The 26,341-nt window shown below is 66.6% G+C and carries 22 protein-coding genes; 11 read left to right on the top strand and 11 right to left on the bottom strand.

The features are described from left to right. Positions 1-48: 48 nt before the first annotated feature. Positions 49-1,092 carry an AraC family transcriptional regulator gene (locus IBX18_RS22735; RefSeq protein WP_194835602.1) on the bottom strand — a complete coding sequence of 348 codons (1,044 nt, stop codon included), beginning with the start codon at positions 1,090-1,092 and terminating at the stop codon, positions 49-51. A 171-nt stretch (positions 1,093-1,263) separates the two neighbouring features. Beyond that, a complete protein-coding gene (locus IBX18_RS22740; RefSeq protein ID WP_194835603.1) occupies positions 1,264-1,905 on the bottom strand; it encodes a hypothetical protein in 642 nt (213 codons plus the stop codon). A gap of 90 nt (positions 1,906-1,995) precedes the next feature. Between IBX18_RS22740 and IBX18_RS22745 the strand changes: the two genes are divergently transcribed. Continuing rightward, positions 1,996-2,763, top strand: a complete 768-nt coding sequence (locus tag IBX18_RS22745) for a TetR/AcrR family transcriptional regulator (RefSeq protein WP_194835604.1) — start codon at positions 1,996-1,998, stop codon at positions 2,761-2,763. 168 nt (positions 2,764-2,931) lie between these two features. Here the strand turns inward: IBX18_RS22745 and IBX18_RS22750 are convergent, their stop codons facing one another. Beyond that, positions 2,932-3,579 (bottom strand): pentapeptide repeat-containing protein, encoded by a 648-nt coding sequence (locus IBX18_RS22750; RefSeq protein WP_194835605.1) that lies wholly within the window; start codon positions 3,577-3,579, stop codon positions 2,932-2,934. Between the two features lie 410 nt (positions 3,580-3,989). Between IBX18_RS22750 and IBX18_RS22755 the strand changes: the two genes are divergently transcribed. Beyond that, entirely contained in the window at positions 3,990-5,156 is a 1,167-nt protein-coding gene (locus IBX18_RS22755) for a serine hydrolase domain-containing protein (RefSeq protein WP_194835606.1), read from the top strand. A 951-nt stretch (positions 5,157-6,107) separates the two neighbouring features. Here IBX18_RS22755 and IBX18_RS22760 read toward each other — a convergent pair. The 5 genes from IBX18_RS22760 to IBX18_RS22780 form a co-directional block, all read right to left on the bottom strand. Next, positions 6,108-9,290 carry a carboxyl transferase domain-containing protein gene (locus tag IBX18_RS22760; RefSeq protein WP_194835974.1) on the bottom strand — a complete coding sequence of 1,061 codons (3,183 nt, stop codon included), beginning with the start codon at positions 9,288-9,290 and terminating at the stop codon, positions 6,108-6,110. A 158-nt stretch (positions 9,291-9,448) separates the two neighbouring features. Next, complete coding sequence (locus IBX18_RS22765; protein WP_194835607.1) at positions 9,449-10,237, bottom strand: alpha/beta fold hydrolase; 789 nt, start codon at positions 10,235-10,237, stop codon at positions 9,449-9,451. Positions 10,238-10,373: 136 nt separating this feature from the next. Continuing rightward, positions 10,374-10,964, bottom strand: coding sequence for a hypothetical protein (locus IBX18_RS22770; protein WP_194835608.1), 591 nt, complete (start codon positions 10,962-10,964; stop codon positions 10,374-10,376). Positions 10,965-10,968: 4 nt separating this feature from the next. Beyond that, the gene (locus tag IBX18_RS22775; protein WP_194835609.1) at positions 10,969-11,454 is read right to left on the bottom strand and encodes a hypothetical protein; all 486 of its coding nucleotides are present in this window, start codon (positions 11,452-11,454) and stop codon (positions 10,969-10,971) included. Between the two features lie 326 nt (positions 11,455-11,780). After that, complete coding sequence (locus tag IBX18_RS22780; RefSeq protein WP_194835610.1) at positions 11,781-13,298, bottom strand: NAD(P)/FAD-dependent oxidoreductase; 1,518 nt, start codon at positions 13,296-13,298, stop codon at positions 11,781-11,783. A 239-nt stretch (positions 13,299-13,537) separates the two neighbouring features. Between IBX18_RS22780 and IBX18_RS22785 the strand changes: the two genes are divergently transcribed. From IBX18_RS22785 to IBX18_RS22815, 7 genes are all read left to right on the top strand, one after another. After that, positions 13,538-14,356, top strand: coding sequence for an ABC transporter permease (locus tag IBX18_RS22785; protein WP_306796366.1), 819 nt, complete (start codon positions 13,538-13,540; stop codon positions 14,354-14,356). Further along, entirely contained in the window at positions 14,329-15,147 is an 819-nt protein-coding gene (locus tag IBX18_RS22790) for an ABC transporter ATP-binding protein (RefSeq protein ID WP_228541605.1), read from the top strand. The genes IBX18_RS22785 and IBX18_RS22790 overlap by 28 nt, the downstream gene beginning before the upstream one ends. Then, entirely contained in the window at positions 15,144-16,145 is a 1,002-nt protein-coding gene (locus tag IBX18_RS22795) for an ABC transporter substrate-binding protein (protein WP_194835611.1), read from the top strand. The genes IBX18_RS22790 and IBX18_RS22795 overlap by 4 nt, the downstream gene beginning before the upstream one ends. A 12-nt stretch (positions 16,146-16,157) precedes the next feature. After that, the gene (locus IBX18_RS22800) at positions 16,158-17,303 is read left to right on the top strand and encodes an LLM class flavin-dependent oxidoreductase (RefSeq protein ID WP_194835612.1); all 1,146 of its coding nucleotides are present in this window, start codon (positions 16,158-16,160) and stop codon (positions 17,301-17,303) included. A 734-nt stretch (positions 17,304-18,037) separates the two neighbouring features. Then, the gene (locus tag IBX18_RS22805) at positions 18,038-19,438 is read left to right on the top strand and encodes an APC family permease (protein WP_107657633.1); all 1,401 of its coding nucleotides are present in this window, start codon (positions 18,038-18,040) and stop codon (positions 19,436-19,438) included. A 378-nt stretch (positions 19,439-19,816) separates the two neighbouring features. After that, complete coding sequence (locus IBX18_RS22810; protein WP_194835613.1) at positions 19,817-20,227, top strand: SgcJ/EcaC family oxidoreductase; 411 nt, start codon at positions 19,817-19,819, stop codon at positions 20,225-20,227. 174 nt (positions 20,228-20,401) lie between these two features. Beyond that, a complete protein-coding gene (locus tag IBX18_RS22815) occupies positions 20,402-21,511 on the top strand; it encodes a hypothetical protein (RefSeq protein ID WP_306796367.1) in 1,110 nt (369 codons plus the stop codon). 367 nt (positions 21,512-21,878) lie between these two features. On the opposite strand, the gene IBX18_RS22820 is transcribed toward IBX18_RS22815, so the two are convergent. Then, positions 21,879-22,214 carry a hypothetical protein gene (locus tag IBX18_RS22820; protein WP_107660617.1) on the bottom strand — a complete coding sequence of 112 codons (336 nt, stop codon included), beginning with the start codon at positions 22,212-22,214 and terminating at the stop codon, positions 21,879-21,881. Between the two features lie 280 nt (positions 22,215-22,494). On the opposite strand from IBX18_RS22820, the gene IBX18_RS22825 reads away from it, so the two are divergent. After that, complete coding sequence (locus tag IBX18_RS22825) at positions 22,495-22,830, top strand: RNA polymerase-binding protein RbpA (protein WP_040731279.1); 336 nt, start codon at positions 22,495-22,497, stop codon at positions 22,828-22,830. 1,221 nt (positions 22,831-24,051) lie between these two features. Beyond that, a complete protein-coding gene (pip, locus tag IBX18_RS22830) occupies positions 24,052-25,038 on the top strand; it encodes a prolyl aminopeptidase (protein WP_194835614.1) in 987 nt (328 codons plus the stop codon). A gap of 9 nt (positions 25,039-25,047) precedes the next feature. Here pip and IBX18_RS22835 read toward each other — a convergent pair whose 3' ends face one another. Together IBX18_RS22835 and IBX18_RS22840 are read right to left on the bottom strand one after the other, a co-directional pair. Then, positions 25,048-25,659, bottom strand: a complete 612-nt coding sequence (locus tag IBX18_RS22835) for a TetR/AcrR family transcriptional regulator (RefSeq protein WP_194835615.1) — start codon at positions 25,657-25,659, stop codon at positions 25,048-25,050. Then, a complete protein-coding gene (locus IBX18_RS22840; RefSeq protein WP_194835616.1) occupies positions 25,656-26,330 on the bottom strand; it encodes a TetR/AcrR family transcriptional regulator in 675 nt (224 codons plus the stop codon). Before IBX18_RS22840 ends, IBX18_RS22835 begins: the two co-directional genes overlap by 4 nt. Positions 26,331-26,341: the final 11 nt, after the last annotated feature.

Below are 26,341 nucleotides of genomic sequence, written 5' to 3' on the forward strand. Positions count from 1 at the left end.
TTGGAACTCTGTGCGGACCTTGCAGACGGAGGCTCGGTAGGAGTTCGCCTAGCGGGCACCGACCGGGACAGGCGCACGCGTCGGTGCCGGTGATCGGCCGCCGTGCAGCCGGAACTCTTGTGGCGGACACCCTTTCCAGCGCCGGAACGCGCGGATGAAGGACGCGGCTTCCGCATAGCCGAGGCGGGCGGCGACCTGTTCGGTGGTCAGATCGGTGTGCCCGAGCAGTTGCTCCGACAGCAGCTGCCGGACCTCGTCGAGTAACGCGCGGAACGAGGTCTGCTCCTCGTTGAGCCGCCGCGACAGGGTGCGCGGGCTCATGAACAGTTCGTTGGCGACCGCGATCTGATCGGGAATATCGCCGGGGTTGCGGACGAGCAGTTCGCGCACGGTGCCCGCGACGCCGTTACGGGTGTGCTGTCGATCCAGCAGGTCACGGCAGAATTGCGCGCAGGTGTTGCGCGCCCGTTCGTCGGTGGTCGGCACGGCCTGGTCGAGCGTGCGGCCGTCGAAGAACATCGCATTGGCGTCTGCGCCGAAAAGGGGAGCCACAGCGAAGATCTCGCGATACCTACTGTTGTCCGTCGGCGCGCGGTGCCGGAATTCGACTCGCGTCGGCGTTATTTCGGTACGGCCCGCGGCACTGCCGATTGTCTTGATACCGGCCAGGATTCGCTCGGCCAGAAAAGCACGCACCTCCGGTGTGCTTTCGGAATCATCGAAGCGCAGGCGGAGCGAGCTCGCCGTTTCCTCGACGGTGAGCCTGCCGGACACCGAGGCGCGGTCGAGGTAGCGGGCCGCGACGTCGATGGCGTCGCGCAACGTACGGCTGCTGAGCAGCGCCAGGCCCCACGGGCTGTACGGCGGAATGTCGGCCCGGCCACCGGCTTCGGCCCCGAGTCCCGGCTCGGCGCCGCAGCGGGCGAGCAGCGTGCGCACCGCGAGCAGTTCCTGCTGCGCCGTGCACTCGGTGTCGGCAGGCGACAGCCGCGCGCCGGACAGGCAGTCCGCACCGGACATTCCGCGTTCCTCCGCGAGCCCGATCAGCACCCGAACACCGTCGGTGCTGCGGCGAAAATCCCGGTCGAACATGTACTCGCATTCCTCATCGAATTCGCCATACCCCGACGACTCGGCGAAATCTATCAATGCCGAGCCGCTCTGATGGGCAAAACGACAAACTGATCGAGGTGCGCGCGGTCGTAATGTCGTTGCCTGCGTCGGCTCGATCTTCGTGCGACGCTGTCGATTCGCGGTGGACGTTCAGGTGGTCCGGATAGCCGGTGCGCGCAAGAGTGCGACGCTCGCCGCGAGCAGCCAGAGGATGGTCAGGCCGCCGGTGGTGGCCGTGGTGCCCCAGCCGTTGGCCGCGTAGAAGTCGGCGGGGTTGTTGCCGAAGTACATCGAGGGCACGAAGGCCAGGTGGATTGCGGCCAAGCCGAAGGCGGACCACACCGTCCAGCGTGGCAGCAGAGCGGTGCCTGCGATGGCAGTGCCGAAGGCGATGAGGAATAAGGCGATCAACAGCTTCGACAGCGAGCCGTAGAGGAGGTAGGTGCCGGTGACGGCGATGGTGGGATCGATGGGGTCGGGTGCGGCGATTGCGGCGCCGACCTCGAGGCAGGTGGAGATGGAGGTGACCGTTAGCCACATCAGTCCGGTGACTGCGCTCAGCGAGCCGAGCCAGGCGTAGACCGGGCCGTGCGCCTTCAGCAGGTGCGGGAGACCGACCATGAACACGACGAGCAGGGCGCTGCCGATGAGTCCGAACATGCTGCGGGTGAGGATGTTCCAGTCCGGTGGCGGGCCGCCGTAGACGAAATAGAGCGGTAGTTCGACCAGCATCAGGAGTGTGGCGATCAGGCCCGCCGAGGCGGTGGTGCGCTGGATGACGGTGCTGTTCATGATGCCCTCTTCTCTGATTAATATATCTCTTATACTATAAGGCGCATGCTAATGTTCCCGCCGTTCGTGCACAAGCGCTGAGGAGGCACCATGGTCGACGACACCCCGCCGGACGAGCTGGTCCGCCTGTGGCGGCTGCCCACCGGGCCGAAACTCGGGCGACCGGCCGGACTCGATGTCGATCAGGTCGTGCGCACCGCGGTGGAACTGGCGGACCGCGACGGGTTGTCGGGTGCGACGCTGCCGAAGATCGCCGAAAAGCTGGGTGTCACACCGATGTCGCTCTATCGGCATATCGGGTCGAAGGAGGAGCTGTTCGTCCTGATGGCCGACGCCGCGACCGGACTTCCCCCGGAGTTCCCTGCGCCGCAGGATGATTGGCGACCTGCGTTGCGCGAGTGGGCCGTTGCCCTGTGGTCGGTGCACCGGCGGCGCCCCTGGCTCACCCAGCTGCCGATCTCGGGACCGCCCAGCGGGCCCGGCGCCATCGGCTGGATGGATGCGGGTTTACGCGCGCTGCGGCCCACCGGACTCGACGCCGGAGCGAAGGTCGGGGTGGTGATGGTGGTCAGCGGGTACGTGCGGCAAGCCGATCTGCTGGCGCAGCAGCTCGAACAAGGCAGGCGCACAACAGGTCTCGATGAGACGCAGATCAACCGCGACTATGGGCGGCACATGGCGCGGCTGGTCGATCCGGAGCGGTTTCCGGACGCGGCGGAGCTGTTCGGGTCCGGACTGTTCGAATCGGCGACGCCGCCGTCGACACCCGATCCGAGTCAGGATGATTTCGAGTTCGGGCTCGAGGTGGTGCTGGACGGTGTGGCTGCGACGGTTGCTCGTATCAGGTCTGGCACGTAGGGCCGACTGACACAACGCGTTCCGCCCTGACTCCTGGGCGTCGAAGGATCGCACGACGACGCAGCGGTAGGCGTCGCGGAAGACGCTCTGCGGACATCGGTGCGGCTCCCGCTGCGTTCGCCGGAGCCGCACGACGGCCAGCCGCGGCGTCCCGGTTCGGCAGGACGTTCAGGAATCTCGGACCACGACGCCGAGGTGGCGGGCGAAGGCCGGGGCCAGTTCCATCAATTGGCCGTTGTCGATGGTTGCGCCGCGCAGGGAATCGAGGCCATCGGTGATGTCGAGCGCGCGGGCGCCCCGCAGGTCGACCTTGGTCAACTTGACTCGGTTCACTACGAGGCTTTCCAGGGTGGATCCGGGGAAGGTGACGTTGGTGAGCGTGGCGTCACCGAAATCGCAGTCACGCAGCACACATTCGACGAACGACACGTCACGCAATTTCGCGGTGCGGAAATTGACCGAGTCGAATTTGCAGCCCTCGAAACGCACTCGACGCAGACTCGAACCCGCCAAATCCACACCGGACATAGCACCAGCAAGCACTTCGCCATCCAGCCACCCGGTGTCGGCAAGCTCGGTCCCCACCCAGCGCACATTGCGCAGCCACACGTCGGCAAACCTGGTGTGCCGCATACTCCCCCGGGTGAACGCCACCGACGTGAACGCCGACTCGCTGAAGCGAGCGTTCTGCACCTCGACATCCTCGAACTCACCGCCGTCCAGATGCACGCAGTCGTAGTCCCCCTCCGGCTCGAGGTCGCCCTCCCATGCCGCGAGATGGCGCGCGTAGGGCAGGTCTTCGAGCTTGTGCGGCATGCGATTCCTCCGGTGCGGGTTGGTGGTGCGACAACAGTCGAGTATTCCGTCCGGCACCGACAGGTCCATTGTCGGCTGCGCACACGGCGATGATCGCGCGGCGCTGACAGAGATCGGTCCCGTGCTCAGCCGCTGCCTCGCCAAAGCGTCCTTTCGGATGCCGACTGCTCACAGCGCAATGATCGCGCGGTACTGACAGAGATCAGTCCCGCGGTAAGCCCGCGGCCTCGACCAGGCACCCGTTCGATGCGGACGAGGAGGCGCATCCACATTGCCAGCCAGGTTCGACTGATGAGTCCGCCGACCGGCCAGCGCCGCCACTGTTGCGCACACGGTCACCGTCGCGACCAGGACGTGGGGCCGAGCGCACCAGGCCCTGACCGACCGGTCGCCGTGACATGCTGGGCTGCATGCGCATCGACGGAACTGTTGCTCCTGGATACACGGCGGTTCGGGACGCGTTCGCGGCGAACTTCGCTGACCAGGGCGAGGTCGGGGCGGCCGTGTGCGTGTATCGGGACGGAAAGCCGGTGGTCGATCTGTGGGGTGGGCTGGCTGATCCTGACACCGGCCGGCCGTGGGAGCGCGACACTCTGCAACTGGTCTACTCGGCCACCAAAGGGGTGGTGGCGGCCGCCGCCCATCTGCTGGTCCAGCGCGGTCAGCTCGACTTGGACGCACCGGTGGCCCGGTACTGGCCGGAGTTCGCGGCGGCGGGCAAGGGTGAGATTCCGGTGCGCTGGTTGCTGACTCATCAGGCGGGTCTTGCCGCGATCGACAAGCCGGTGCCGCTCGCCGACGCGCTGGCGTGGACACCGATGGTGGACGCGCTGGCCGCGCAAGCGCCGAACTGGGTACCAGGCACCGACCACGGGTACCACGGCCGGACCTACGGATGGCTCGTCGGCGAGGTGATCCGGCGCATCACCGGGTGCACCGTCGGACAGTTCCTGGCCGAGGACATCGCGGAACCCTTCGATATCGATTTCTTCATCGGATTGCCTGCCGCCGAACAACATCGGGTCAGCCGGTTGATGTTCGCGCCGAAACCGGACCTGACGGCGCTAACCGACGAACTGGTACCGGAACAGTTCCGGCCGATGGTCGCGGCACTACGCGACCCGGAATCGTTGGCAAACCGAGCCTTCCAGATCACCGACCCACCCGACATCGACTTCAACTCCCCCGCCGTACACGCCGCGGAGATTCCCGCGAGCAACGGCATCGGCACCGCACGCGGGCTGGCACGCCTGTACGCCGCATTGGTCGGCGAGCTCGACGGGCACCGGCTGCTGACCCCGGACACCCTCGACGCCGCAATCCGCGAGCAGACCCGCGGCATCGATCGAGTGATCATGCTGCCGGACCGCTACGCCAGCGGATTCATGCTCCCGATCGCCGATCTCACCCTGGGCGGACCGAATTCGTTCGGTCACCCCGGCCGCGGCGGTTCCCTCGGCTACGCCGACCCCGAACGCACCCTCTCCTTCGCCTACGTCACCAACCACATCGTCGAAGGTGCCCTAGACCTACGCGCCCACAACCTGGTCGAAGCCCTCGAAACCGCCCTCACCTAACCCACCACTCCCGCACCCGGCCACCAACCAACAGCCGCACCACTTCTCAGGATCCGCACTGGGTTCTCGGGCCTCCAAAGCAGTGCGGACCCCGAGATCAAGTGCGGCTGTTCGCCAAGCCGCCCCTGACCTAACCCCAAGTCGCACGCTGACTGAACTTACCCAAACCGCCCGCTGACTTGACGCACGAAATGTCCTCTTGACGTAGGCAGCAGCATGCGTCAAGAAGGTGCTGCCTACGTCAAGTCGTCTGGCTCAGCGAGTGCGGCTATTGCCAAGTCGCCCGCGGACTTGACCCCAAACCGCCCACTGGCTTGACACACGAAGCGTCTTCTTGGCGTAGGAAGCAGCATGCGCCAAGAGAGTGCTGCCTACGTCAAGTCGTCTGGCTCAGCGAGTGCGGCTATTGCCCAAGCCACCCGCTGACCTAGCCCAAGCCCGAAACTGCCCTCGCCTAGCCCACCGCTCCCGGCTCCTACGCCCGGCCACCAACCAGCAGCCGCAACACTTCTCGGGATCCGCACTCGTTCTCGGGCCCCCAAAGCAGTGCGGATCCCAAGAGGGAGTGCGGCTGTTCGCCAAGCCACCAGCTGACCTAACCCCGAGCCGCGCGCTGACTGAACCTCAAGTCACCCGCTGACCTGCACAAAGCCGCCGCGGACGTGAACCGAGCCCACCCGCCGACTTGACGGACGAAGGATCCTCTTGACGTAGGCAGCAGCATGCGTCACGAGGATGCTGCCTACGCCAAGTCGTCCGGCTCAACGCTTGCGGCTATTGCCAAGTCGCCCGCGGACCTAACTCCAAGTCGCCCGCTGACCTGACGCACGAAGCATCCTCTTGACGTAGGCAGCAGCATGCGTCACGAGGATGCTGCTTACGTCAAGTCGTCTGGCTCGGTGGAGCGTTGGACCGCTGAGGTGGGGTGGTGGTGGCTTGGTTGAGGGTGGGCTAGTGGAGGGTGCGGATCCAGCGGCGGGTGTCGGCTGGGTCGATTACGTCGTCCAGTTCGAGGACGGTGGCGGCGGTTAGTGCTTTGCCGTTGGTGTAGGCGAGGGTGACCAGGTTGTCGAAGGCTTCCTGGCGTTTGATTGGGTCTTCGATGGCGGCGAGTTCTTTGGCGAAGCCTAGGCGGACGGCTCCTTCCAGGCCCATGCCGCCGATTTCGCCGGTGGGCCAGGCTACGACGAAGTGGGGTGCGCGGAAGGAGCCTGCGGCCATGGCTTGGGCGCCGAGGCCGTAGCCCTTGCGCAGGATGATGGTGCCCCAGGGGACCGACAGTGCGCCCGCGTCGATGAACAGGCGGCTGAATTTGGTGACGGTGGCGTCTTTTTCGGCTTCGGGGCCGACCATGAAACCCGGTGTGTCGCAGAGGGAGACGATCGGTAGGTCGTTGGCGTCGCACAGGCGCAGGAAGCTGCTGAGTTTGTCGGCGGCGGGGGCGTCGATGGCGCCGCCGAGGTGGTGGCAGTTGTTGGCGATCAGGCCGTAGGGGCGGCCCTCGACGCGGATCAGGGCGGTGACGATGCCGACGGCCCAGTCGCGGCGCAGCTCGAGGATGGAGTCGAGGTCGGCGATGGCTTCGATGGCCGCGCGGATGTCGAAGGCGTGTAAGCGGTTCTCCGGGACGACGTGGCGGGACAGGCGTGGGTCCGGAGCGGTCCAATCATCAACCGGCCCTTGGAAGTACGCCAGGTATCGCTGGGCGACGCGGACAGCCTCGGCTTCGTCGGCGGCGACGATGTGCACGACACCGTTGCGGCGCTGGACCTCGATCGGGCCGATGTCCTCGGGCGCGTAGACGCCGAGGCCGCCGCCTTCGATCATGGCCGGGCCGCCCATGCCGATGTTCGCGTCGGGGGTGGCGATCACCACGTCGCACATGCCGAGCAGCGCGGCGTTGCCCGCGAAGCAGCGGCCGGACACGATGCCCAGCAACGGGACTCGGCCGGACAGCGCGCCCATCGCACGGAAGGTGGTGACGTCGAGGCCCGAGATGCCGCCGTAGTCGGTGTCGCCGGGACGTCCGCCACCGCCCTCGGTGAAGAAGACCACCGGAAGGTGTTGTGCGCGGGCCAGTTCGAGCATGCGGTCGGTCTTGGCGTGATTGCGCATGCCCTGGGTGCCCGCCAGCACGGTGTAGTCGTAGGACATGACGACCACCCGGGTGCGGTCGGCGCCGAACCGGTCGGCGTTGATCGTCGCGACGCCGCCGATCAGGCCGTCGGCCGGGGTATTTGCGATCAAGTCTTCCGGACTGCGGCGCAGGCGTTGCGCGGCGACCGCCAGTGCGCCGTACTCCACGAAGCTGTCCTGGTCGACGAGGTCGGTGATGTTCTCGCGGGCGGTGCGCCTGCCGAGCCGGTGGCGTTTGGCGACTGCATCGGGGCGGGACTCGTCGAGGGTGACGCGGTGGCGGTCGCGCACCTCGGCCAGGTCCGGGCGGATCGTGTCGAGGTCGACCGCTGCGATGTCAGCGACGGTCCTGTCATGGTCGGCTTCGGCCCAGACCAGCAGGGGCGCATGAGGATCCACCGTCGTACCCGGTGCGGCGATGTGCCGTCGGATGCGCAGCGGTTGTTCGGCGCGCAAGACGTGCTGCATCTTCATAGCTTCCAGCACAGCGACCTCGGCACCAGCGGCGACGACGGTGCCCGGTTCGACCAGGCTGACCACGGTCCCGCCCATCGGCGAGCGCAATGCCTGTTCGTCGTCTTGCAGGACAACAGCATCCGAGACGTCTGCAATGACGCCAGGTTCGATATGCACCGCAGGCGCGTAATCCCTTGCCCAAGCGGATAGTTCGATCAAACTATCCTCGAACCACGCTGTCGATACGGTGACCCCGTCGGCGAGCTCGTCCAACGCCGCTCGCAGCAACGCCACATTCGTATCGACACCGACCACCACGGTTTCGGCCAACGCGTCCGAACACCGGCGCAGCGCAGCGGAATACGACGGACCACGCGCGATCACCTTCGCCAGCAACGAATCGAACTGCGCCCCTTGCCGCATACCCGCATAAGCGGCAGTATCGACCCGAACACCCACCCCGGTCGGCGCGGCGAATTGTGCCACCGTGCCCGTGCTCGGCAGCACATCACCACCCGCAGTGACGATTTCGGCATTCACCCGCGCCTGCACGGCGTACCCACGCGGACCCCCAACGGGCACCGCAAGTCCATCGAGACTGCACCCTTGCGCCAGATCCAGTTGCATCGCAACGAGATCCACCCCCATCACCTCCTCGGTGACCGTATGCTCCACTTGCAGTCGCGGATTCACCTCGAGGAACCACGCATCATCACCACGCACCAGGAACTCGACGGTGATCACCCCGCGACACCCCACCGATTCGGCCAACCGCACCGCATCACCGTGCAGCCGTTCCCGCAGCACCGCAGCAAGATTCGGCGCAGGCGCGACCTCGATCAACTTCTGCTGCCGCCGCTGCACACTGCAATCCCGATCCCCGACAGCCACCGCCCGCACCCCATCAGCCACCACCTGCACCTCGATATGCCGCGCATCGGCCACCAACGCTTCCGCATACACCGCGTCGTCCCCGAACCCCGCCAACGCCTCCGCCCGACACCGCTCATACGCCTCCCCCAGCACCGCCGAATCCCGCACCACCCGCATCCCGCGCCCGCCACCCCCAGCAGCCGCCTTCACCATCACCCCGTCCGGATGCGCGACCAGCAACTCCGCGATCTCCGCCACCCCCGCCCCCGCCGACGTCGCCGCCAACACCCGCACACCAGCCCGCTCCGCCGCCGCCCGCGCCGCAACCTTGTCCCCGAACGTCCGCAACACCTCCACCCCCGGCCCCACGAAAACCAGCCCCGCCGCCGCACAAGCAGCCGCCAACTCCGCACTCTCACTGAGAAACCCATACCCCGGATGCACCAACGCCCCCACCCCACCTACCTGGGCCGCCCCCACCACAGCCTGCACATCGAGGTACGCCCCAGCACCGTCCCCCGGCAGCCGCACCACCTCATCCGCCAACCGAACATGCAGCGCATCCCGCTCCTCAGCAGTACACACCGCCACGGTCGCATACCCCCGCTCCCGAGCAGCCCGCAAAACCCGAACCGCCACTTCCCCCCGATTAACCACCACCACGCGCATCCCGACAGTCTCCCCCCAGCCCCACCCCAGCACCGACCGGGACATGCCCAAGACGATTCCGCCCAGCACCACACCGGCCGGAACACCCGGAGGCGAGGTTCGCCCCTCGACGTCCACTCACTCGACCGAGGCGAAGAAACCCGCCACGACCTGTCGATTCAGACGATGAACCCGTCCAGGGCTTCGGCGACAGCTATCGGCGCGAAATGGTGGAGGCCGTGACCGACCCCGGCGAGGCTACGGACGGTTCCGCCCGTCGATCGAACGAGCGCGCTGTCCTCCTCGGAAGTCATGGTCATCACCGCCGGATCACCGCGCAGCAACAACACAGGTCCGGGTATGGCGGCAAGCCAGCTCTCCGCGTGAACCAAGCATTCGTAGACCGTTTCGCGGTCATCGAGCAGCGCGCCGATGAAGTCCGGGTCGTGGCGCCGCAGCGACGCCGCCATCCCGAGCAGATACGGATGATCCCGGCCGAGCGCGTCCGCGAAGGTCCCGTCGCCGTAGGCTTCCCCGCCGAGCAACTCCAATAATTCCGCCTCTGGGCGGCCGCACCATTCCCGCCATCGCCGCAGCCGCTCGACGCTGTGATCGAGTATCCGATACATCCGCTCTGGAATGAGCGGGGTATCCCCGAGAACCAGTCCGGCGAACAGCCGCGGTACCGCACCGGCCGCAGCGAGTACGGCTTGACCGCCGTACGAATGCCCGTACCACCAAGCCGGGGTCGGGATCTCGCGCTCCGCCCATTCGGCAAGAGTCGCGCCGACGATGTCGAGGCCGTAACTTCCCGGCGTCCAGGTTGATTCGCCATGGCCGGGCAAATCCACTGCCCACCACCGAATCCGATCCGGCAGCGCCGACAGCAACTCCTCGCACAACCGTGACGAACCCGAGCCGCCATGTACGACGACCAACGGCAGGTCCCCCTCCCCTCCACTCCGCACGTTTATCACCCGCCCAGTCTCCAACACAGGAGCGGGACATGCCGGAGTTGAATAGCGAGGTTGCGCCCCGCTGGCCCGATCGGAAGCACCGAATCTGTTGCGGCGCTACGGACGCCGACGACAGCAGGTCCTGTCATTACGGCTGAACCGGCCGGACTTCGCTTGCCTTGCGGTACTTCCCGTGTCGCCCTTCACCGATGAGCCACGTCACCGGCATCCCCGGCGTGATGCGTTGGTCGTCGCCCTCGTACTGCCAGCGCGAGAACCACACATCGTCGCCGGACTGGCTGGCGATGAGACCGTCGTAGCTGTGCGGCAGCCACCATCGAACCACCCCGTCGAGGCTCGGATCGGGCTCCTTCGCCGCCTTGACCTGCCCGTACGGCACCGAGCCACCCGGCCCCCGCCACCCGCTCGAGGTCGGGAGCAACGGCTGGTCTCCACCCGCATCGTCGGCGGGCCAGATCTTTCCGCTGCGGGCCAGGACATCGTCGTGGATGCGTTGTGCGAGTTCACACGCCACACCGCTCGGGGTCGACTCACTCGGCGTACAGCCGACTAGGACGTTCAAGGCCGGAATGGTGAACTCGATCCACCATCCGGGTGGAGAAGGTTGCCGACTGAGGTGCTCAGGGATCGTTTCGTCGATGTGTACCTCGAAGCCGAGAGCCGACTCGATGTCAGCCGCCAGCAAGTCGGCGCCTCGCCTCGATGTTGCCTGATCCATGTGGCTATCCTCCCGAATAGGGGACGGTGCAACGGTTGATGGGGGTCACGTAGAGGTGCTTTCCGGCAGCGTGCGAAGCGATCACCTGGATTTCGTCGCCGGAGTCGTACACATAGTTTCCGCCTTGGTACCGAGGGATGGTGAAGTGCAGGTTGTCGTCCTTGTGGATCGTCTCGGTTTTCAGCGGCGAGCCGTTGATCAGGATCTGGTAGTCGTATCTGCCTGGCACATGGGAGATGTCGTTGATGAACATGGCCCAGGCGATGTTGCCGATGTAGTCCGTTCCGGCCGGCCTGGTATCGACTTCGACCCTGCCCCAGTTGGTCGTGACGCGGTAGTTGGTGCACGGCTGGTAGTCCGCCTGTGCGGCTCCAGCGGCCTGCACACCGGTGATCATCAGGATCATCGATGCGACGGCAAAGAGCAGTGTTCGGATGAATCCGGCAGAGCGGCCGTACGCGGCCGGATCACCCGTGCGGAAAAGGTTCATGACTTGCTCCCCCTGTTGTTCTGAGCTGTGAACAGCTGCAGCAGCTCCGGACACTCCCCGGTCCGAAACTTGTTTTGTCACAGGGTTTGACGGCCGACCCGGCGGATCGGTTCCCCGATTTCGGAAGATATTTTTCCGACCGGAGAACCGTTACTTCGATGCTCAGTGTGGACACGTCTACCGCACGCTCGGCGTCCCGATTGGCGTAGACGGGGCGCGCACACGACGACAAGGAGACGGCCCGGTCGCTAGCGACGAGACGCCCCGGTCGCTAGCGCCGTTGATCAACGTGGGCCACTACCGCATCGCGAAAGCTCGACCGAAGCTCAGGCGGTACGGGTCGCTTCCAACGGCCGACCCTCGGATGCATCCCCAGCAGAGCTCGCGCCGCGCGCGAAGGTGAGGACACCGTCTTCGATCGGCCCCTTACGGAGCATCTTGCGATCACGGAAGTAGTTGTTGATGACCTGCCAGGGACCTCGAACACCCTGCCGCGGCATAACAGCGTCACCACGCTGGATGTACCCGGAGGTCAGCGCACCACCCATGACCGAGTCGGGCGACCGGTCGCCTTCTTCGGCCACCGCGACCATGCGCGTGTAACCCTTCGCCTTCATGTGGTTGAGAACCCGACAGAAGTACTCGGCGGCGAGGTCGGCCTTCAGCGTCCAGGAAGCGTTGGTGTAACCGAGGACCATGAGCGCGTTCGGCACACCATCGAGCAACGCGCCCTTGTAGACGACCCGGTCACGGGTGACCACGGGTTCGCCGTCCACCTCGAGAGTGGTGCCGCCGAGCATCTGCACCCGCAGGCCGGTCGCACTGATCACGATGTCGGCGGGCAGTTCCTCGCCCGAGGCGAGCCGGATGCCGGTCTCGGTGAAACTCTCGATGCGGTCGGTGACGATGGACGCCTTGCCGCTGCGCAGCACCTTGAACAGGTCACCGCTGGGCACGACGCACAGCCGCTGGTCCCACGGGTTGTAGGACGGCGTGAAGTGCCGCATGTCGATGTTCGGACCGAGTTGCAGCCGCACCGCGGCGAGCAGCAGCTTGCGCGATGCGGCGGGATTGGTGCGGGACAGCTGAAAACTGGCGCGCTGCAACGCGATATTGCGCGCGCGGCCGGCCCGGTAGGCGATCTTGGCGGGCACGCGGGCGAGCTTCATGCCGACGGCGACGGGGTCGTCGGCGGGCAGCGCGGTGATGTAGGTGGGCGACCGCTGCAACATGGTGACGTGCGCTGCGTCGCCGCTCATCGCGGGGACGAGGGTGATCGCGGTGGCACCGCTGCCGATGACGACGACGCGCTTGCCGCGGTAGTCGAGGTCCTCGGGCCAGTGCTGCGGGTGCACGATCTGCCCGCCGAAGTCCGCCTCGCCGGGAAATTCGGGCCGGTAGCCGTTGTCGTAGTCGTAGTAGCCGGTGCAACCGACCAGGAAGTTGCTGGTGAAGGTCTCGACGTCGCCGGTCTGTTCATTCAGCGCCTCGACGGTCCAGATGCCTGCCTCGCTGGACCAGCGGGCGGTGGTCACCTTGCGCCCGAAGTGGATGTGCTCCTTGACGCCGTATTCGACGGCGGTGTCCTCGACGTACTGGCGGATGTGCGGCCCGTCGGCGAGCACCTTGGTGCCGATCCACGGGCGGAAGCCGTAGCCGAAGGTGAACATGTCCGAGTCGGAACGGATGCCCGGGTACCGGAACAGGTCCCAAGTCCCGCCGATGGCGGTGCGGCGCTCCAGGATGGCGTAGCTGCGTCCGGTCTGCTCACGGGTGAGGTGGCAGGCCATGCCGATGCCGGAGAGGCCCGCGCCGATGATCAGTACGTCGACATGCCGCGTCATTGAGGATCTCGTTTCGTCTGGTCACGCCTCGATCACCTTCGACCGAGAGCTCCTTGTCGAGGTTACGTGTTATTTGAGGTTACGTCTAGTAGCGGTTGCTGGAAACACGCTGACGAGGGCCGCCCAATTAAAACCGGGTTGGTTTCAACCGGTGACTCCGACCCGCGGCGCGCACAGCATGGATAACTGCGGCGCGCTCAGCGGCGATCCGCGTCCCTGTCCCCTACCCGAGGTGTCGCGTGTCATCAATTGTCTTGGAGCCGACACCGATTCGGGTTCGGTCGGCGGCTCGATGGCGGCCGCGCAAGACCTGGCTGCGGGTCGTCAGCCCGCTGGTCCTCGTGGTCGCATGGCAGGTTGCCAGCGCCACCGGCGTGCTGCCGGAACGGTTGCTCGCCGCGCCGGTCACCATCGCGGAAACCACCTGGGAACTGCTGCGGGATGGGACGTTGCAGGAAGCGATCACGGTGTCGCTCGGCCGTGCGGCGACCGGATTCGTGATCGGTGCAGTGCTGGGGATCGGCCTGGCCGTGGTGGCCGGTTTGAGCACGGTCGGCGAATACGTGGTCGATCCGCCGATGCAGATGCTGCGCACCGTGCCGTTCTACGGGCTGATCCCGCTGCTGATCCTGTGGTTCGGCATCGGTGAGCTGCCGAAGGTGGTGCTCGTCGCGTTCGGCGCGGCAATTCCGTTGTATCTCAACACCTTCGCCGGTATCCGCGGGGTGGACGGCAAACTGGCCGAGCTGGCCGAGGTGCAACAGCTCGGCCGACTCGCGCTGCTCGGGCACATCGTGCTGCCGGGGGCACTGCCGCAGACCCTCGTCGGATTGCGCCAGTCGCTGGGTATCGCGTGGCTGGCGTTGATCGTCGCCGAACAGGTCAATGCCGATGCGGGACTTGGTTTTCTGATCAATGACGCCCGCGAATTCTTGCGCACCGATGTCATCGTCGTCGGCCTGCTGGTGTACTGCGTGCTCGGCCTGCTGACCGACGCGTTCGTCCGACTGATCGAAAGGAAGGCGCTGGCATGGCGACGCGGGTTCTTGGGGCAGTGATCTCGGCCCAGCCGACGGCAAGCGAACCATCGGCACCAGACACTGCTCGCCATCCGAACTCGCCGGCAGCGGGCGAGACCGCGAACACTCCGGTGGCCGGGGTGCGCGGGCTGGTGCGCGATTTCGACGGCCGGCGCGTGCTCGACGGTCTCGATCTCGACATCGCCCCAGGCGAATTCGTCGCTCTGCTCGGTCGCAGCGGCTCGGGAAAGTCCACCCTGCTGCGCGCGCTCGCCGGTCTCGATCGAGGTGTTCGGGGCGAGCTGACCACGCACGGCACCATTGCCGTCGCCTTCCAGGAACCGCGACTGGTGCCGTGGAAACGCGTGCTGGCCAACGTATTACTCGGTTTGCGGCACCCGGATCCCAAGGCTGCGGCACGCGCCGCGCTGGCCGAGGTCGGCCTGGCCGAGCGCGCTGACGCCTGGCCGCTGACGCTTTCCGGTGGCGAGGCGCAACGTGCCAGCCTGGCTCGGGCCCTGGTGCGCGAGCCGGATCTGCTGCTGCTCGACGAACCCTTCAGCGCCCTCGATGCGCTGACCCGAATCACCATCCACCGCCTCGTCATCGACCTGTGGCAGCGCCGCCGTCCCGGCGTCCTGCTGGTCACCCACGACGTGGACGAGGCCCTACGCCTGGCCGACCGGGTGCTGGTGCTCGGCGACGGCCGCATCGCCCATGAGTCCCGCATCGAGCTGCCGCGTCCGCGCCGCAGCGATCACCCGCTCCTGCTCTCCCTGCGCGAAACCCTGCTCGCCGAACTCGGCGTCGCACCGGAAGGAACCGAATGAAAGCCAGAAGGCTGCTGCTCGCAACGACTCTCGCACTGGTCGTCACGGTCGGCACGGCCTGCGGGTCCGACAAGTCCGACGACGCGGCGGTGCGGCTGGACGGTTCGGTGGACCTGTCCCAGGTGACGGTTCGCGCGGGCGATCAGAAGGGCACCGGGTTGCAAGCCTTGCTCACCGCGGCAGGCGAGGTGGAGACGCCCTACAAGATCACTTGGTCGCAATACCAGGCGGGCCCGCCGATGTTGGAGGCGATCAACTCCGGCGCCGTCGATATCGGCGGCGTCGGCAACGCTCCGCCGATCTTCGCCGCGGCGGCCAAATCGGCGATCAAGATTGTCAGCGCGTACCAGGCAGGCAAAGAGGGTCAAGGCATTGTGGTGCCCAAGGATTCGCCGTTGCGCAGCCCGGAAGAATTGCGCGGCAAGAAGATTGCTGTCACCAAGGGCAGCTCGGCGCACGCCCACCTGCTCGCGGTGCTGAGCAAGGCAGGCCTCAAATGGGACCAGATCGAGCCGCAATACCTACAGCCGCCGGACGCATTGGCCGCACTCACCACCGGCCGGGTGGACGCGTGGGCCATCTGGGATCCGTACACCGCCCAGGCCGAGCAGCAAGCCAACGCGCGAATCCTGGTGAGCGGCAACGGTTATGTGACCGGGGACGCCTTCTACGTTGCCGGTGACAAAGCACTGGGCAGCAAGGCGACCGCCGCCGCGCTGCGTGACCTGCTCGCCCGCATCGCCCGGGCGCACGCCTGGGTCAACACGCACCCGGAGCAGTGGGCGAAGACCTACGCCGAACTCACCGGCCTGCCTTACGACGTCGCGCTCACCGTCGTGAAACGTGGCCCGTACCAAGACCATCCGCTCGACGCCGCCGCCATCGCCGCCGAGCAAGGCGTCGCCGACGCGTTCGCCGACGCCGGGCTGATCCCGCGCAAGGTGCACATCGCCGACTACACCGACACCCGCTTCAACGACCTGTTCCCCGCTTCCTGAGGAGTTGGCTCCATGAGTTTGTCGTTCCATTGGTTCCTGCCCACCTACGGTGATTCGCGCGGCCTGGTCGCCGGCGGGCACGGCACCTTCATGTCCGGCGACCGCCCCGCAACCCTGCGCTACCTGAACCAGATCGGGGCCGCCGCCGAGGACAACGGCTTCGAGGCCGTTCTCACCCCGACCGGCGCCTGGTGCGAGGACGCGTGGCTCACCACGGCGATGATGGTGGACACCACCGAGACGCTGAAGTTCCTGGTCGCGCTGCGCCCCGGCTTGGTCAGCCCGACGCTGGCCGCGCAGATGGCGGGCACCTTCCAGCGGCATTCGCAGGGCAGGTTGCTGCTGAACGTCGTCACCGGCGGCGAGCCGCACGAACAGCAGGCCTACGGCGACTTCCTGGACAAGGAACAGCGCTACACCCGCACCGGCGAGTTCCTGCATGTGGTACGTGAGCTGTGGCGCTCGCAGGAGCCGATCACCTTCGAGGGCGAGCACATTCACGTCCGCGACGCGCTACTGAGCAACCGGCCCGATCCCATTCCGCCGGTGTTCTTCGGTGGGTCCTCCGCGCCGGCCGGTCCGGTCGCGGCCCGCTACGCCGACACCTATCTCACTTGGGGTGAGCCGCTGCTCGCGGTGAGCAGGAAGCTGGAGTGGATCCGGCGTCTCGCCGTCGATCAGGGGCGCATTCTCGACTACGGTCTGCGCATCCACGTGATCAGCCGCGATACCTCGGAAGAGGCGTGGGCCGAAGCAGATCGGCTGCTGCAAGGCATCGATCCGGCCGATATCGAGCGGGTGCAGGCGAGCCTGGCGCGCAGCGAGTCGGAGGGGCAGCGTCGGATGTCCGAGTTGCACGGGGGTGCCACCGATCGGCTGGAGATCGCACCTAACCTGTGGGCCGGGGTCGGGCTGGTGCGTGGTGGGGCGGGTACGGCGCTGGTCGGCTCGCACGCCGAGGTTGCCGAGCGGCTGGTGGAGTACTCGAAGTTGGGGATCAGCCACTTCATTCTGTCCGGGTATCCGCATCTGGAGGAGGCGTACTGGTTCGGTGAGGGGGTGTTGCCGATTCTCGAGCGCAAGGGGTTGTGGACGCATCCGTCTCGACCGGCCGCCGCGCCGGTTGCGACACCGTTCGCGGCGTCGTCCAGCAGCTGACGCGCGGGGCTGATTTCGTGCACTGAGGCCGACGTCGGCGGGCAGTACTGCTGCCCGCTGGCGGTAACCGGAAGAGAAACCAGCCGCCTGGGTGATGGCGGAATCCGCGACGCGGGCGCCAGTCCTCCGTACAGCAAGCACTTCAGAACCGCACCCCACTCGATTCTGCTGCCAGTCGCCTCGACCCGACACCGCACAGACCTCGATTGCCCACCCGTTTCGCTTCCCCGTCCGTTTCGCAGGCGATCAGCTGGCCCAGTCCGGTACCGCACACCCGCTGATTCCGGCGCACGTTTCGCAGGCGATCAGCCGGCCCAGCCCGATACCCCCCCCCCGATTCCGGCGCACGTTTCGCAGATGACCCGGCGGCCCAACCCGATACACATACCAGCTGATTCCCGGCACATGTTTCGAAGGCGACCCGGCGGCCCAGTCCGATACCGCCCACCCAACGATTCCCGGCAAACGTTTCGCAGGCGATTCAGGAGCTGAACCGCCACAGCACGCCCGCCAACTTCCCCACGTTTCGCGGCCCCGGCTGCTGAACCTCGCCACCGCACACCCACTGATTTCCCGCACACGGTTTCGCATGCGATTCGGTGTGCGGAGAATCAATAGGTGTGCGTTTGTGCAGGTAGCAGACCCCCAGTTGACGGCGGCGCACGCACTCCTACGAGAATGGTCTGTCGGTTCGGCGCTCAGGCGGGACCTCTGGACGAGTTCGTAAGGGAGTCATGACCACCCCAGCCGCTCAGCGATGGCGCCGCCGTTTGCCCGACACCGCGATGTCCGATGGAGCGCCCACGCTGGCGCGCAGGCTCGGCCGCATCGACCTCACGGCGATGGGTGTCGGCACCATTGTCGGCGCGGGCATCTTCGTGATCACCGGTGTGGCCGCCGCGGAGAAGGCCGGGCCCTCGATCGTGCTGTCGTTCGTGCTGGCCGGCACGGTGTGTGTGCTGGTCGCGCTCTGCTACAGCGAGCTGGCGGCGATGGTGCCGGTGTCCGGCAGTGCCTACACCTACACCTATGCCACGCTCGGCGAGGGGCCCGCGTTCCTGGTCGGCTGGAATCTGTTGCTGGAGTTCGTGATTGCCGGAGCCGCGGTGGCGATCGGCTGGTCCGGGACCACGGTGTCGGCGCTGGATTCGTTGTTCGGCATCACCATTCCGAAGGCCATCGCGGCGGGGCCGACCGAGGGCGGGATCGTGAACCTGCCCGCGATGCTGATCATCGGGGCGATCGTCGCGGTGCTGGTCGGCGAGGTGTCGCTGACCGCGCGGATCACCAAGGTGCTGGTCGGCGTGACGATCGGCGTGCTGGTGCTGGTGGTCGCGGTCGGTGCGCCGCACATCGACGTGCAGAACTGGACGCCCTTCGCGCCGTTCGGTGTCAGCGGCATCATCGGGGGTGCGGCGATCGCGTTCTTCGCGTTCCTCGGCTTCGATGTCGTCGCCGCCTCGGCGGAGGAGGCGCGCAACCCGCGCCGGGATATTCCGTTCGCCATCATCGGCACGGTGCTCATCGCGACCGTGCTCTATGCCCTGGTCAGCGCCGTGCTCACCGGTATGGCGCCGTTCGCGACGCTGAACAACGGGGCGCCGATCGCTACCGCATTCGACGGGTTGAAGATCGGCTGGATCGGCAACGTCATCGTGATCGCCTCGATCATCGCGTTGACCAAGGGTCTGCTGATGATCGTGTATGCGCAGGTACGGCTGGGTTTCGCGATGTGCCGAGATCGGTTGCTGCCCTTCGGGTTGGCGCAGACCGGCAAGCGGTCCACGCCCGTGCGGCTGACGTTGCTGCTCGGCACGGTGTGTGCGGCGATCGCCGGGCTGCTGCCCATCGACATCGTGGTGGAGCTGGTGAATATCGGGGCGCTGTCCGCGTTCGCGGTGGTGTGCATCGGGGTGCTGGTGTTGCGGAAGGCGGAGCCCGAGCGGGAGCGGCCGTTCCGCACTCCGTTCGTGCCGGTGGTTCCGGTGCTGGCGCTGGTTGGGTGTGTGTTGCTGGCGACCACGTTGGACGGGTTGACCTGGGTGCGGTTCGCGGTGTGGGTGCTGGTTGGTGTCGCGGTTTACCTCGGATATGGGCGCAAACGCTCGACGCTCGCGCCTGTTGCCGTCCGCTAGGGCGGTGTCGAACTCCGGACGTCGGATACGGGCGCGAACGCTCGACGCTCGCGCCTGTTGCCGTCCGCTAGGGCGATGTCAAAATCCGGACGTCGGGATACGGGCGCGAATGCTCGAGCCTGCTGCCGTCCGCTAGGCCTGGTGCCGTAGTCCGGACAGACTCATCCGGGGGCCGGACGGTCGCATGACAACGCGGCGATCCAGCCCCCGCAGGTCCCGAATGGACCTTCGTCACCGCGCCTAGCAGCGAAAATCGGCCCGTAGAGGTCGGGATATCTCACATAAGACACGGAATCCATTGCGCCCCATGCGTCTTTTCGGCAGGCTCACTGCATGCCGAACGGACTGGTGAGGCGCCGTATGAAGGGACGATGAACGATGTCGGACGACGAGAAGACGATCCGGGTTCTGATCGAGCGGTGGGCTGCCGCCGTACACGCGGGCGACCTGGCCGCCGTTCTCGCCGATCACGCCCCCGACATCGTCATGTTCGATGTGCCGCCGCCGGACGAGGGTCTGCGCGGCATCGACGCCTACCAGGCGGCCTGGCCCCACTTCTTCGAGTGGCAGGCGCAGGGGGCGACGTTCGAGATCGTCTCCCTGGACGTCACGGCAGGCGCCGACGTCGCATTCGCCCACGCCCTGCTGCTGTGCGGCACGGCCGAGGACTTCGCCAAGGACCCGGGCCGACGCCTTCGCCTCACCCTCGGCCTGCGCAAGGAAAACGAGCGGTGGATCGTCGCGCACGAACACCACTCGTTCCCCGACGCCAGCCTGCCCGCCGTCTGAGTTTTACGCGGCCGGGCGGAGAAGCGTCCGGCCGCGGTCTCGGCTTGCCGCAGGAGAGCGGCACGCTCATCCCACGGCACCGGGGGTTGTCACCCAACTCAGTACCCCGGTACTAGACGCGAATAGTGCTGCGGCGGGACGTGTTCCGAGGGTGTCGATTCCTACCTTCGATGCATGCCCACATCACATTCCGCCGCGCTCGCCGACCGGTCGGCGCAGGTGCGGCATCGACGCCGCATCGGTTCCGTTGCCCGCCTGCATCGGCCGCTGACCTGGATGGTGCTGGTCATGACCGCGCTGACCGTCACCTCGCTGGTGGGGTTGCTCGTCGACGACCGGATGCTGCTCGGCGAGTCGGTCTGGTTGAAGCCGTTGAAGTTCGGTTTCGCTTTCGCCCTTTACGGTCTCACGCTGGCGTGGTTGCTGTCGTTGCCGCACAAGGGAAGTCGCGCGACCTGGTGGCTGGGCACAACGTTCGCGGTGGCCGGCGTCCTCGACGTCGGCTTCATCGCTGTGCAGGCGGCGCGCGGAACGTTCAGTCATTTCAACAACTTCGACACCGATCCCGTCAATGAGATCGGTCAGCGCATCTTCATGTCCGGTGTGCCGGGGCTCTTCCTCGCGAACCTGGTCATCGTGGTGATCCTGTCGTGGCAGCGCCTGGTGGACCGGCCGACCGCCCGCGCGATCCACTTCGGGCTGGCCCTCGCCGTCGCAGGCATGGCCATGGGCTATCTGATGGGATACACCGGCAAGCAGCTGGTGCGTGACACCGACGGCAAGGTAGTCGAACTGATCGCAGGCCACACCGTCATCGACCCCGCCAGCCGCGACCTCTCCCCCCGCGACGCCGCACCAGGCATGCCGATCACCAACTGGAGCACCATCGGCGGCGACCTCCGCGTCCCACACTTCGTCGGCCTACACGGCATCCAGATCCTGCTACTAACCGTCATCGTGCTGGCCTGGCTGGCCCCCCGCTACCCCTGGCTGCGCGCCGAACGCACCAGAGCAGCAGTAGTCGGCGTGCTCGCCCTCGGCTACACCGGCCTACTCGCCATCGTCTTCACCCAGGCAATGCGCGCCCAGCCCCTCATCCACCCAGACGCAACCACCCTGGCTTCGTTCGCCGGCCTCTCAGCGGGAGTGGCCCTACTCCTCGGCGCCGTCTACTGGCGAGCGCGCACCAACACGCATCCCGATGCGGACGATCCCGCTGCGGGCACCATGCCGCTCCCACTGACCCCGCCGTTGGCAACCCATACCCCCCGTGCTCGCATCTAGCCGACCGCAGGCTCGACCGCAAACCCGAGCCATCCCCACCTGACGTAAGTTCCGCGCTCTTGACGCAAGCTGCAGCAACAGTCAGGAGCACGGAACCTACGTCAAGTCAGCGGGTGCGGGCCCGGTCGACGTGGGCGTCGCGTTGCCGGCGAGCCCAGCCCGCCGCAGGTCAGTGCAGGCGTACAGCGTCGCGCGTCAACGCAGGCGTACAGCGTCACAGGTCAGCACAGGCTTTCCGTGGCCGACCAGCACTGCCCTTCGGCGGCATCGGTCAACGCAGGCGCTCGCCGTCGACGGTCGGGGCTCACCGTCGGAGGTCAGCACCGGCTTTCGGCGGACAGCCAGCACCGCCCTAAGGCGTCGCAGGTCAACGCAACCGCTCAGCGTCGCGGGTTAGTTCGAGGAGGGTTTTGCCGAGGGTTGCCAGTTCTTCGGGGCTGGCGTTCTCTTCGATGGCGATGGCGACGTCTTCGGCGGCGCAGCGGGCGGCGAACCAGCGGTCGGCCAGGTCGGCGGCCTCTTGGGCGCTCAGGACGACGGAATCGTCGGGGATTCCTGTGCCCTTGAGGCTGTTGCGGTGTTCGTAGGCACGTTGACGACAGGACTGGCGGCAGTACCGGCGGCGACGCCCGGCCTCCGACTCCACGATCTCTCGCCCACACCACAGGCAGGACAGTTGGCGAGAGTGACGACGATCAGAGATGGAACACACCCCCTAGCGGCAAGTCAGGCAGGACAACAAGCGGCTCGACATGACGCAGAACCTTAATGCTTCGACCGCTCTCAGCCGCTCAACGACCCCCTTGAACCGCCGGATGGCGGGCGTGGCGAGGTCGGCACGCCGATGGCACTACAATGGAACGGTTCCGTGGCCCGTCGGGAACTATCGGCGCAGGCCCGTTCGTTGCACATAAGGTCCAGCGAGCACCAGACGCTCGTACGGTCGCAGCAACAAGACTCGAGCACACAGGGAGAGGCACACCATGGCAGATCGCGTACTCCGGGGCAGTCGGCTCGGAGCGGTGAGCTACGAGACCGATCGCGACCACGACCTGGCTCCGCGTCGGATCGCCCGGTACCGCACCGACAACGGTGAAGAATTCGACGTCCCGTTCGCCGACGACGCCGAAATCCCCCCGACGTGGCTGTGCCGCAACGGTCAGGAAGGCATGCTGATCGAAGGCACCACCGTCGAGACCAAGAAGGTCAAGCCTCCGCGCACCCACTGGGACATGCTGCTGGAGCGGCGTAGTAAGGAAGAGTTGGAGGAGCTGCTGAAGGAGCGCCTCGATCTTCTGAAGACGCGTCGTCGGGTTTAGTCTCTGCCGAGTTCGCCGCCGGTGCGGACGGTTGGTAACCGAAAGGCCTTGGAGGCCGGAGGTTCCAACGCCAGGCCAGAGATCGTCAATCGCGAGGCCGCCTACGTCGAAAGATGAAGGCGGCCTTGCGCGTACCCTCTGGCGCTCCGTTCATGATCAACGGGACCCAATGGCCCCAAAGTGTGCGGTTCGCCGCCGCTATGTCCTGCGGGGTGAGCAGCTACCTGCCGAGTGGGGCATCACGGTGGGCAGGTGCAGCAGTATCACGAACCCGGTGGCGCGTTCGACGAGGGTGCCGTTCTGAGATCACTGGTCGGCGCCGATGATCAGATCGCCTTCCCAATGGCCGGGCACGGCGCGGCCGGTGGCCCCAAACGGGCGGTCGCTGATCACCACCATGCCGGTGAGTGTCCCTCACGCAGGGCACGTTTCGCGGTCGGTCCGGGGCTTGCGCAGGGCGCGCCCGGTGCGCAACGCGGTGTGGAGTTCGCGGCGCAACTCCCCGCGGCTCTGGACGTAGAGCGCCTTGTAGATCGTCTCGTGCGACGCTCACATCTCCGATCGGTGCGGGTAGGTCAAGCCCAGCCAGCCGGTGATCCATTCGGGACTGAGCTTGTCGGTCAACCGATCCTGCACCCGCTCACGCAGCAGCAAGTTACCCGCCGGCTTCCCACCGCGTGCACGCCGCTCGCTGCGGCCTCGGCCAGACTCGGCCGGTAGGCGATACCCGCGTAAGAGCCGCCCGGGTCGGCACCGAAGCAATACCGACACCGGTAACGGCCCGTTTCCCACGCACGCCCCGTCCTTGGCGATCTCACGCATCACCGTCGAGGGCGCACGACCGGTACTCCGGGCGATCAGGTTGACGATTCCCAGTCCGCGATCTCCTCCCGCTCAGCGGAACTCAACCTCGGCCGCCACCGCGGCCCCGGCGCCGGGAACTCCGGACGCAGCCCACCGGTCGCGCCCAGCAACCGCCGCGCCGAGCCTCCCGGCACACCACACACTCGACCGGAACACCCGCACCCACAAGATCCCAGAAACTACGCACAACCGACTGCAACGGCAGATGATTCATCGACACTCCTGATCAGAGGTGTTGCATCCACCGCTCGAATCCGCGTGTGTCCGCGCCACCACGTCCCGTCGATCATGGTCGGCCGAGGTGACTACGCTCGGAGAATATCTGCGTCGGGCCGGTCGTCGAGGAGGGGTTTACCGATGAGCGTGAGCCGGCCGGGAAATGTTGGGCAGCAACCGTTTCCTGAGAACGACCCTTACGCGCACGGGTTGTTGGACGTCGGGGACGGTAACCGGATCTACTGGGAGACCAGCGGTAATCCCGACGGAAAGCCCGCCTTGGTGGTGCACGGCGGGCCGGGTAGCGGGGGTCGCCGGGGTTCTCGTAAGAACTTCGATCCCCAGATCTATCGCACCGTACTGTTCGACCAGCGCGGCTGCGGTGAGAGCTTGCCGCATGCCTCGGATCCCACAGTCGATATGTCGCACAACACCACTGAGCACCTGATCGCCGATATGGAGCGGCTGCGGGTGCACCTCGGTATCGAGAAGTGGCTGCTGTACGGCGGATCTTGGGGGTCGACACTGATTCTCGCCTACGCCGAACGGTTTCCCGAGCGGGTCTCGGAGATCGTGCTGGTCGGAGTCACGATGACTCGGCCGGAAGAGACGGAATGGCTCTACCGCGGGGTCGCCCGCTTCCTGCCGGGCCCATGGGAGACGTTCCGCAACGCACTGCCGGAAGCCGAGCGCGACGGGAATCTCGTTGCCGCATACAACCGTTTGATGAACAACCCCGATCCGGCGGTGCGCGCGACGGCGGCCCGTGACTGGTGCGCATGGGAGGACGCCGTCATCGCGCACGAAACTCAGGGCAACCCCGGCCAATACAGCAACAAACCCGACGCGGCACTGCTCGCCTTCGTCCGGATCTGCACGCACTACTTCGCCAATGACGCCTGGCTGCCGGACGGACAACTACTCGCCGACGCACACAAACTCGCGGGCATCCCCGGCGTACTGATCCACGGACGCCTGGATCTCGGCAGCCCCTTGCAGACCGCCTGGCAGCTGGCACAGGCCTGGCCCGACGCCGAATTGCACGTCATCGACGAATCCGGCCACACCGGCAGCCCCGAAATGTTGACGACGATCCTCGAAGCCATCGCCCGCTTCGGCCGCCAGTAAAAAGCACTGTCAGGGCTCGAGCACCGCACGGACGAACGCGACGAGGTCGTTGCGGACCCGTTTCTGGTCCAGCCCGTCGGCACCGGCCCGAAGCGCGGACAACAAGGCGGACAACAGAATCGACAGCAGGATCTCTCCGGTCAACCGCGGGTCGAGCTCAGGATCCAGATACCCGAGTGCCATCCCCTTCTTGAGCCGGGAGGTGGCCTCGTCGCCGTACACGGTCAGGTTACGGATCGAACGCTCCGCCACCTGATCATCGATCGAAGTCGCCTCGAGCAGAATGAAAGACACCAAACCCGGCTCGTCCGCGACCAACTCGTAGCAGTGATCGACGACCCGACCGAACAGCGCACAGAATTCGTCGAGCGTCTGCGGACGCTGCCCGGTCACCGCCCGGCCGAAGACCCGCTCACGGATCAACGCGAAGTAGTGGTCGATGACGGCGTCGAGCACATCGCGCTTGTTGGTGAAGTAGTTGTAGAACGTGCCGTGACTGACGCCGGCCCGCGCCACGATGTCGGCGACGACGACGGTGCGATACCCCTTGTCAACGAACAGCTCGTACGCGGCGAACACGAGCTCGGCGCGGCGTTTGGCGCTGCGATCCGCGGCATTCACCGCGCCGACCCGTCTGCGACGGGAGCCCGCGGCCGCAAGGCCTTTTCGAGCACGGTGAGCACACCGGCGGTGGCCCGTTCCCGCGCCTGTGGCGTGTTGTCGCCGCGCATCTCCTGCAACACCCCGGGCACCACCAGGGTCAGGGTGGTGTGCGCGGTCACCTCGACGTCGATGTCGGCCCGGATCCAGCCCGCCGCGACACCGCGCCGAAGTTCTTGCGCCACAAAGGTACTGACGAGCATCTCCAGGCCGAGCAGCCGGTCGCTGAGCTCCTTGTCGATGGCGCCGGCCTCGACGAGCACCAGCCGGACGAAGTTCGGGTCGTGCTCCAGCATCGCGTACAACCGCGCGATGGCCGCCCGGACACCGGCGAGCATCTCCGCGGCCGACGTCGGACGGCTCAGCAGGGTCTGCGGCTGCAACACCTCGACGAGCTTCTCGACCCCGAAATCGACCACGTGGTCGAGGATTTCGCGTTTACTCGCGAAGTACCGGTACACCGTGCCCTGCCCGATGCCGGCATGCGCGGCCACATCGGAGATCGCGGTCGCTTCGTAGCCGCGTTCGGCGAACACGGCGTAGGCCGACTCGATGATCTGCTGTCTGCGCCGTTCCGGCAGACCGGCAAGCGGCGGCCGACCACGGCGGGCCGCGCGGGACTGGTCCGGCACAGCACTCCCTC

It is taken from the genome of Nocardia sp. XZ_19_369 (assembly GCF_015355715.1).
Lineage (GTDB): Bacteria > Actinomycetota > Actinomycetes > Mycobacteriales > Mycobacteriaceae > Nocardia.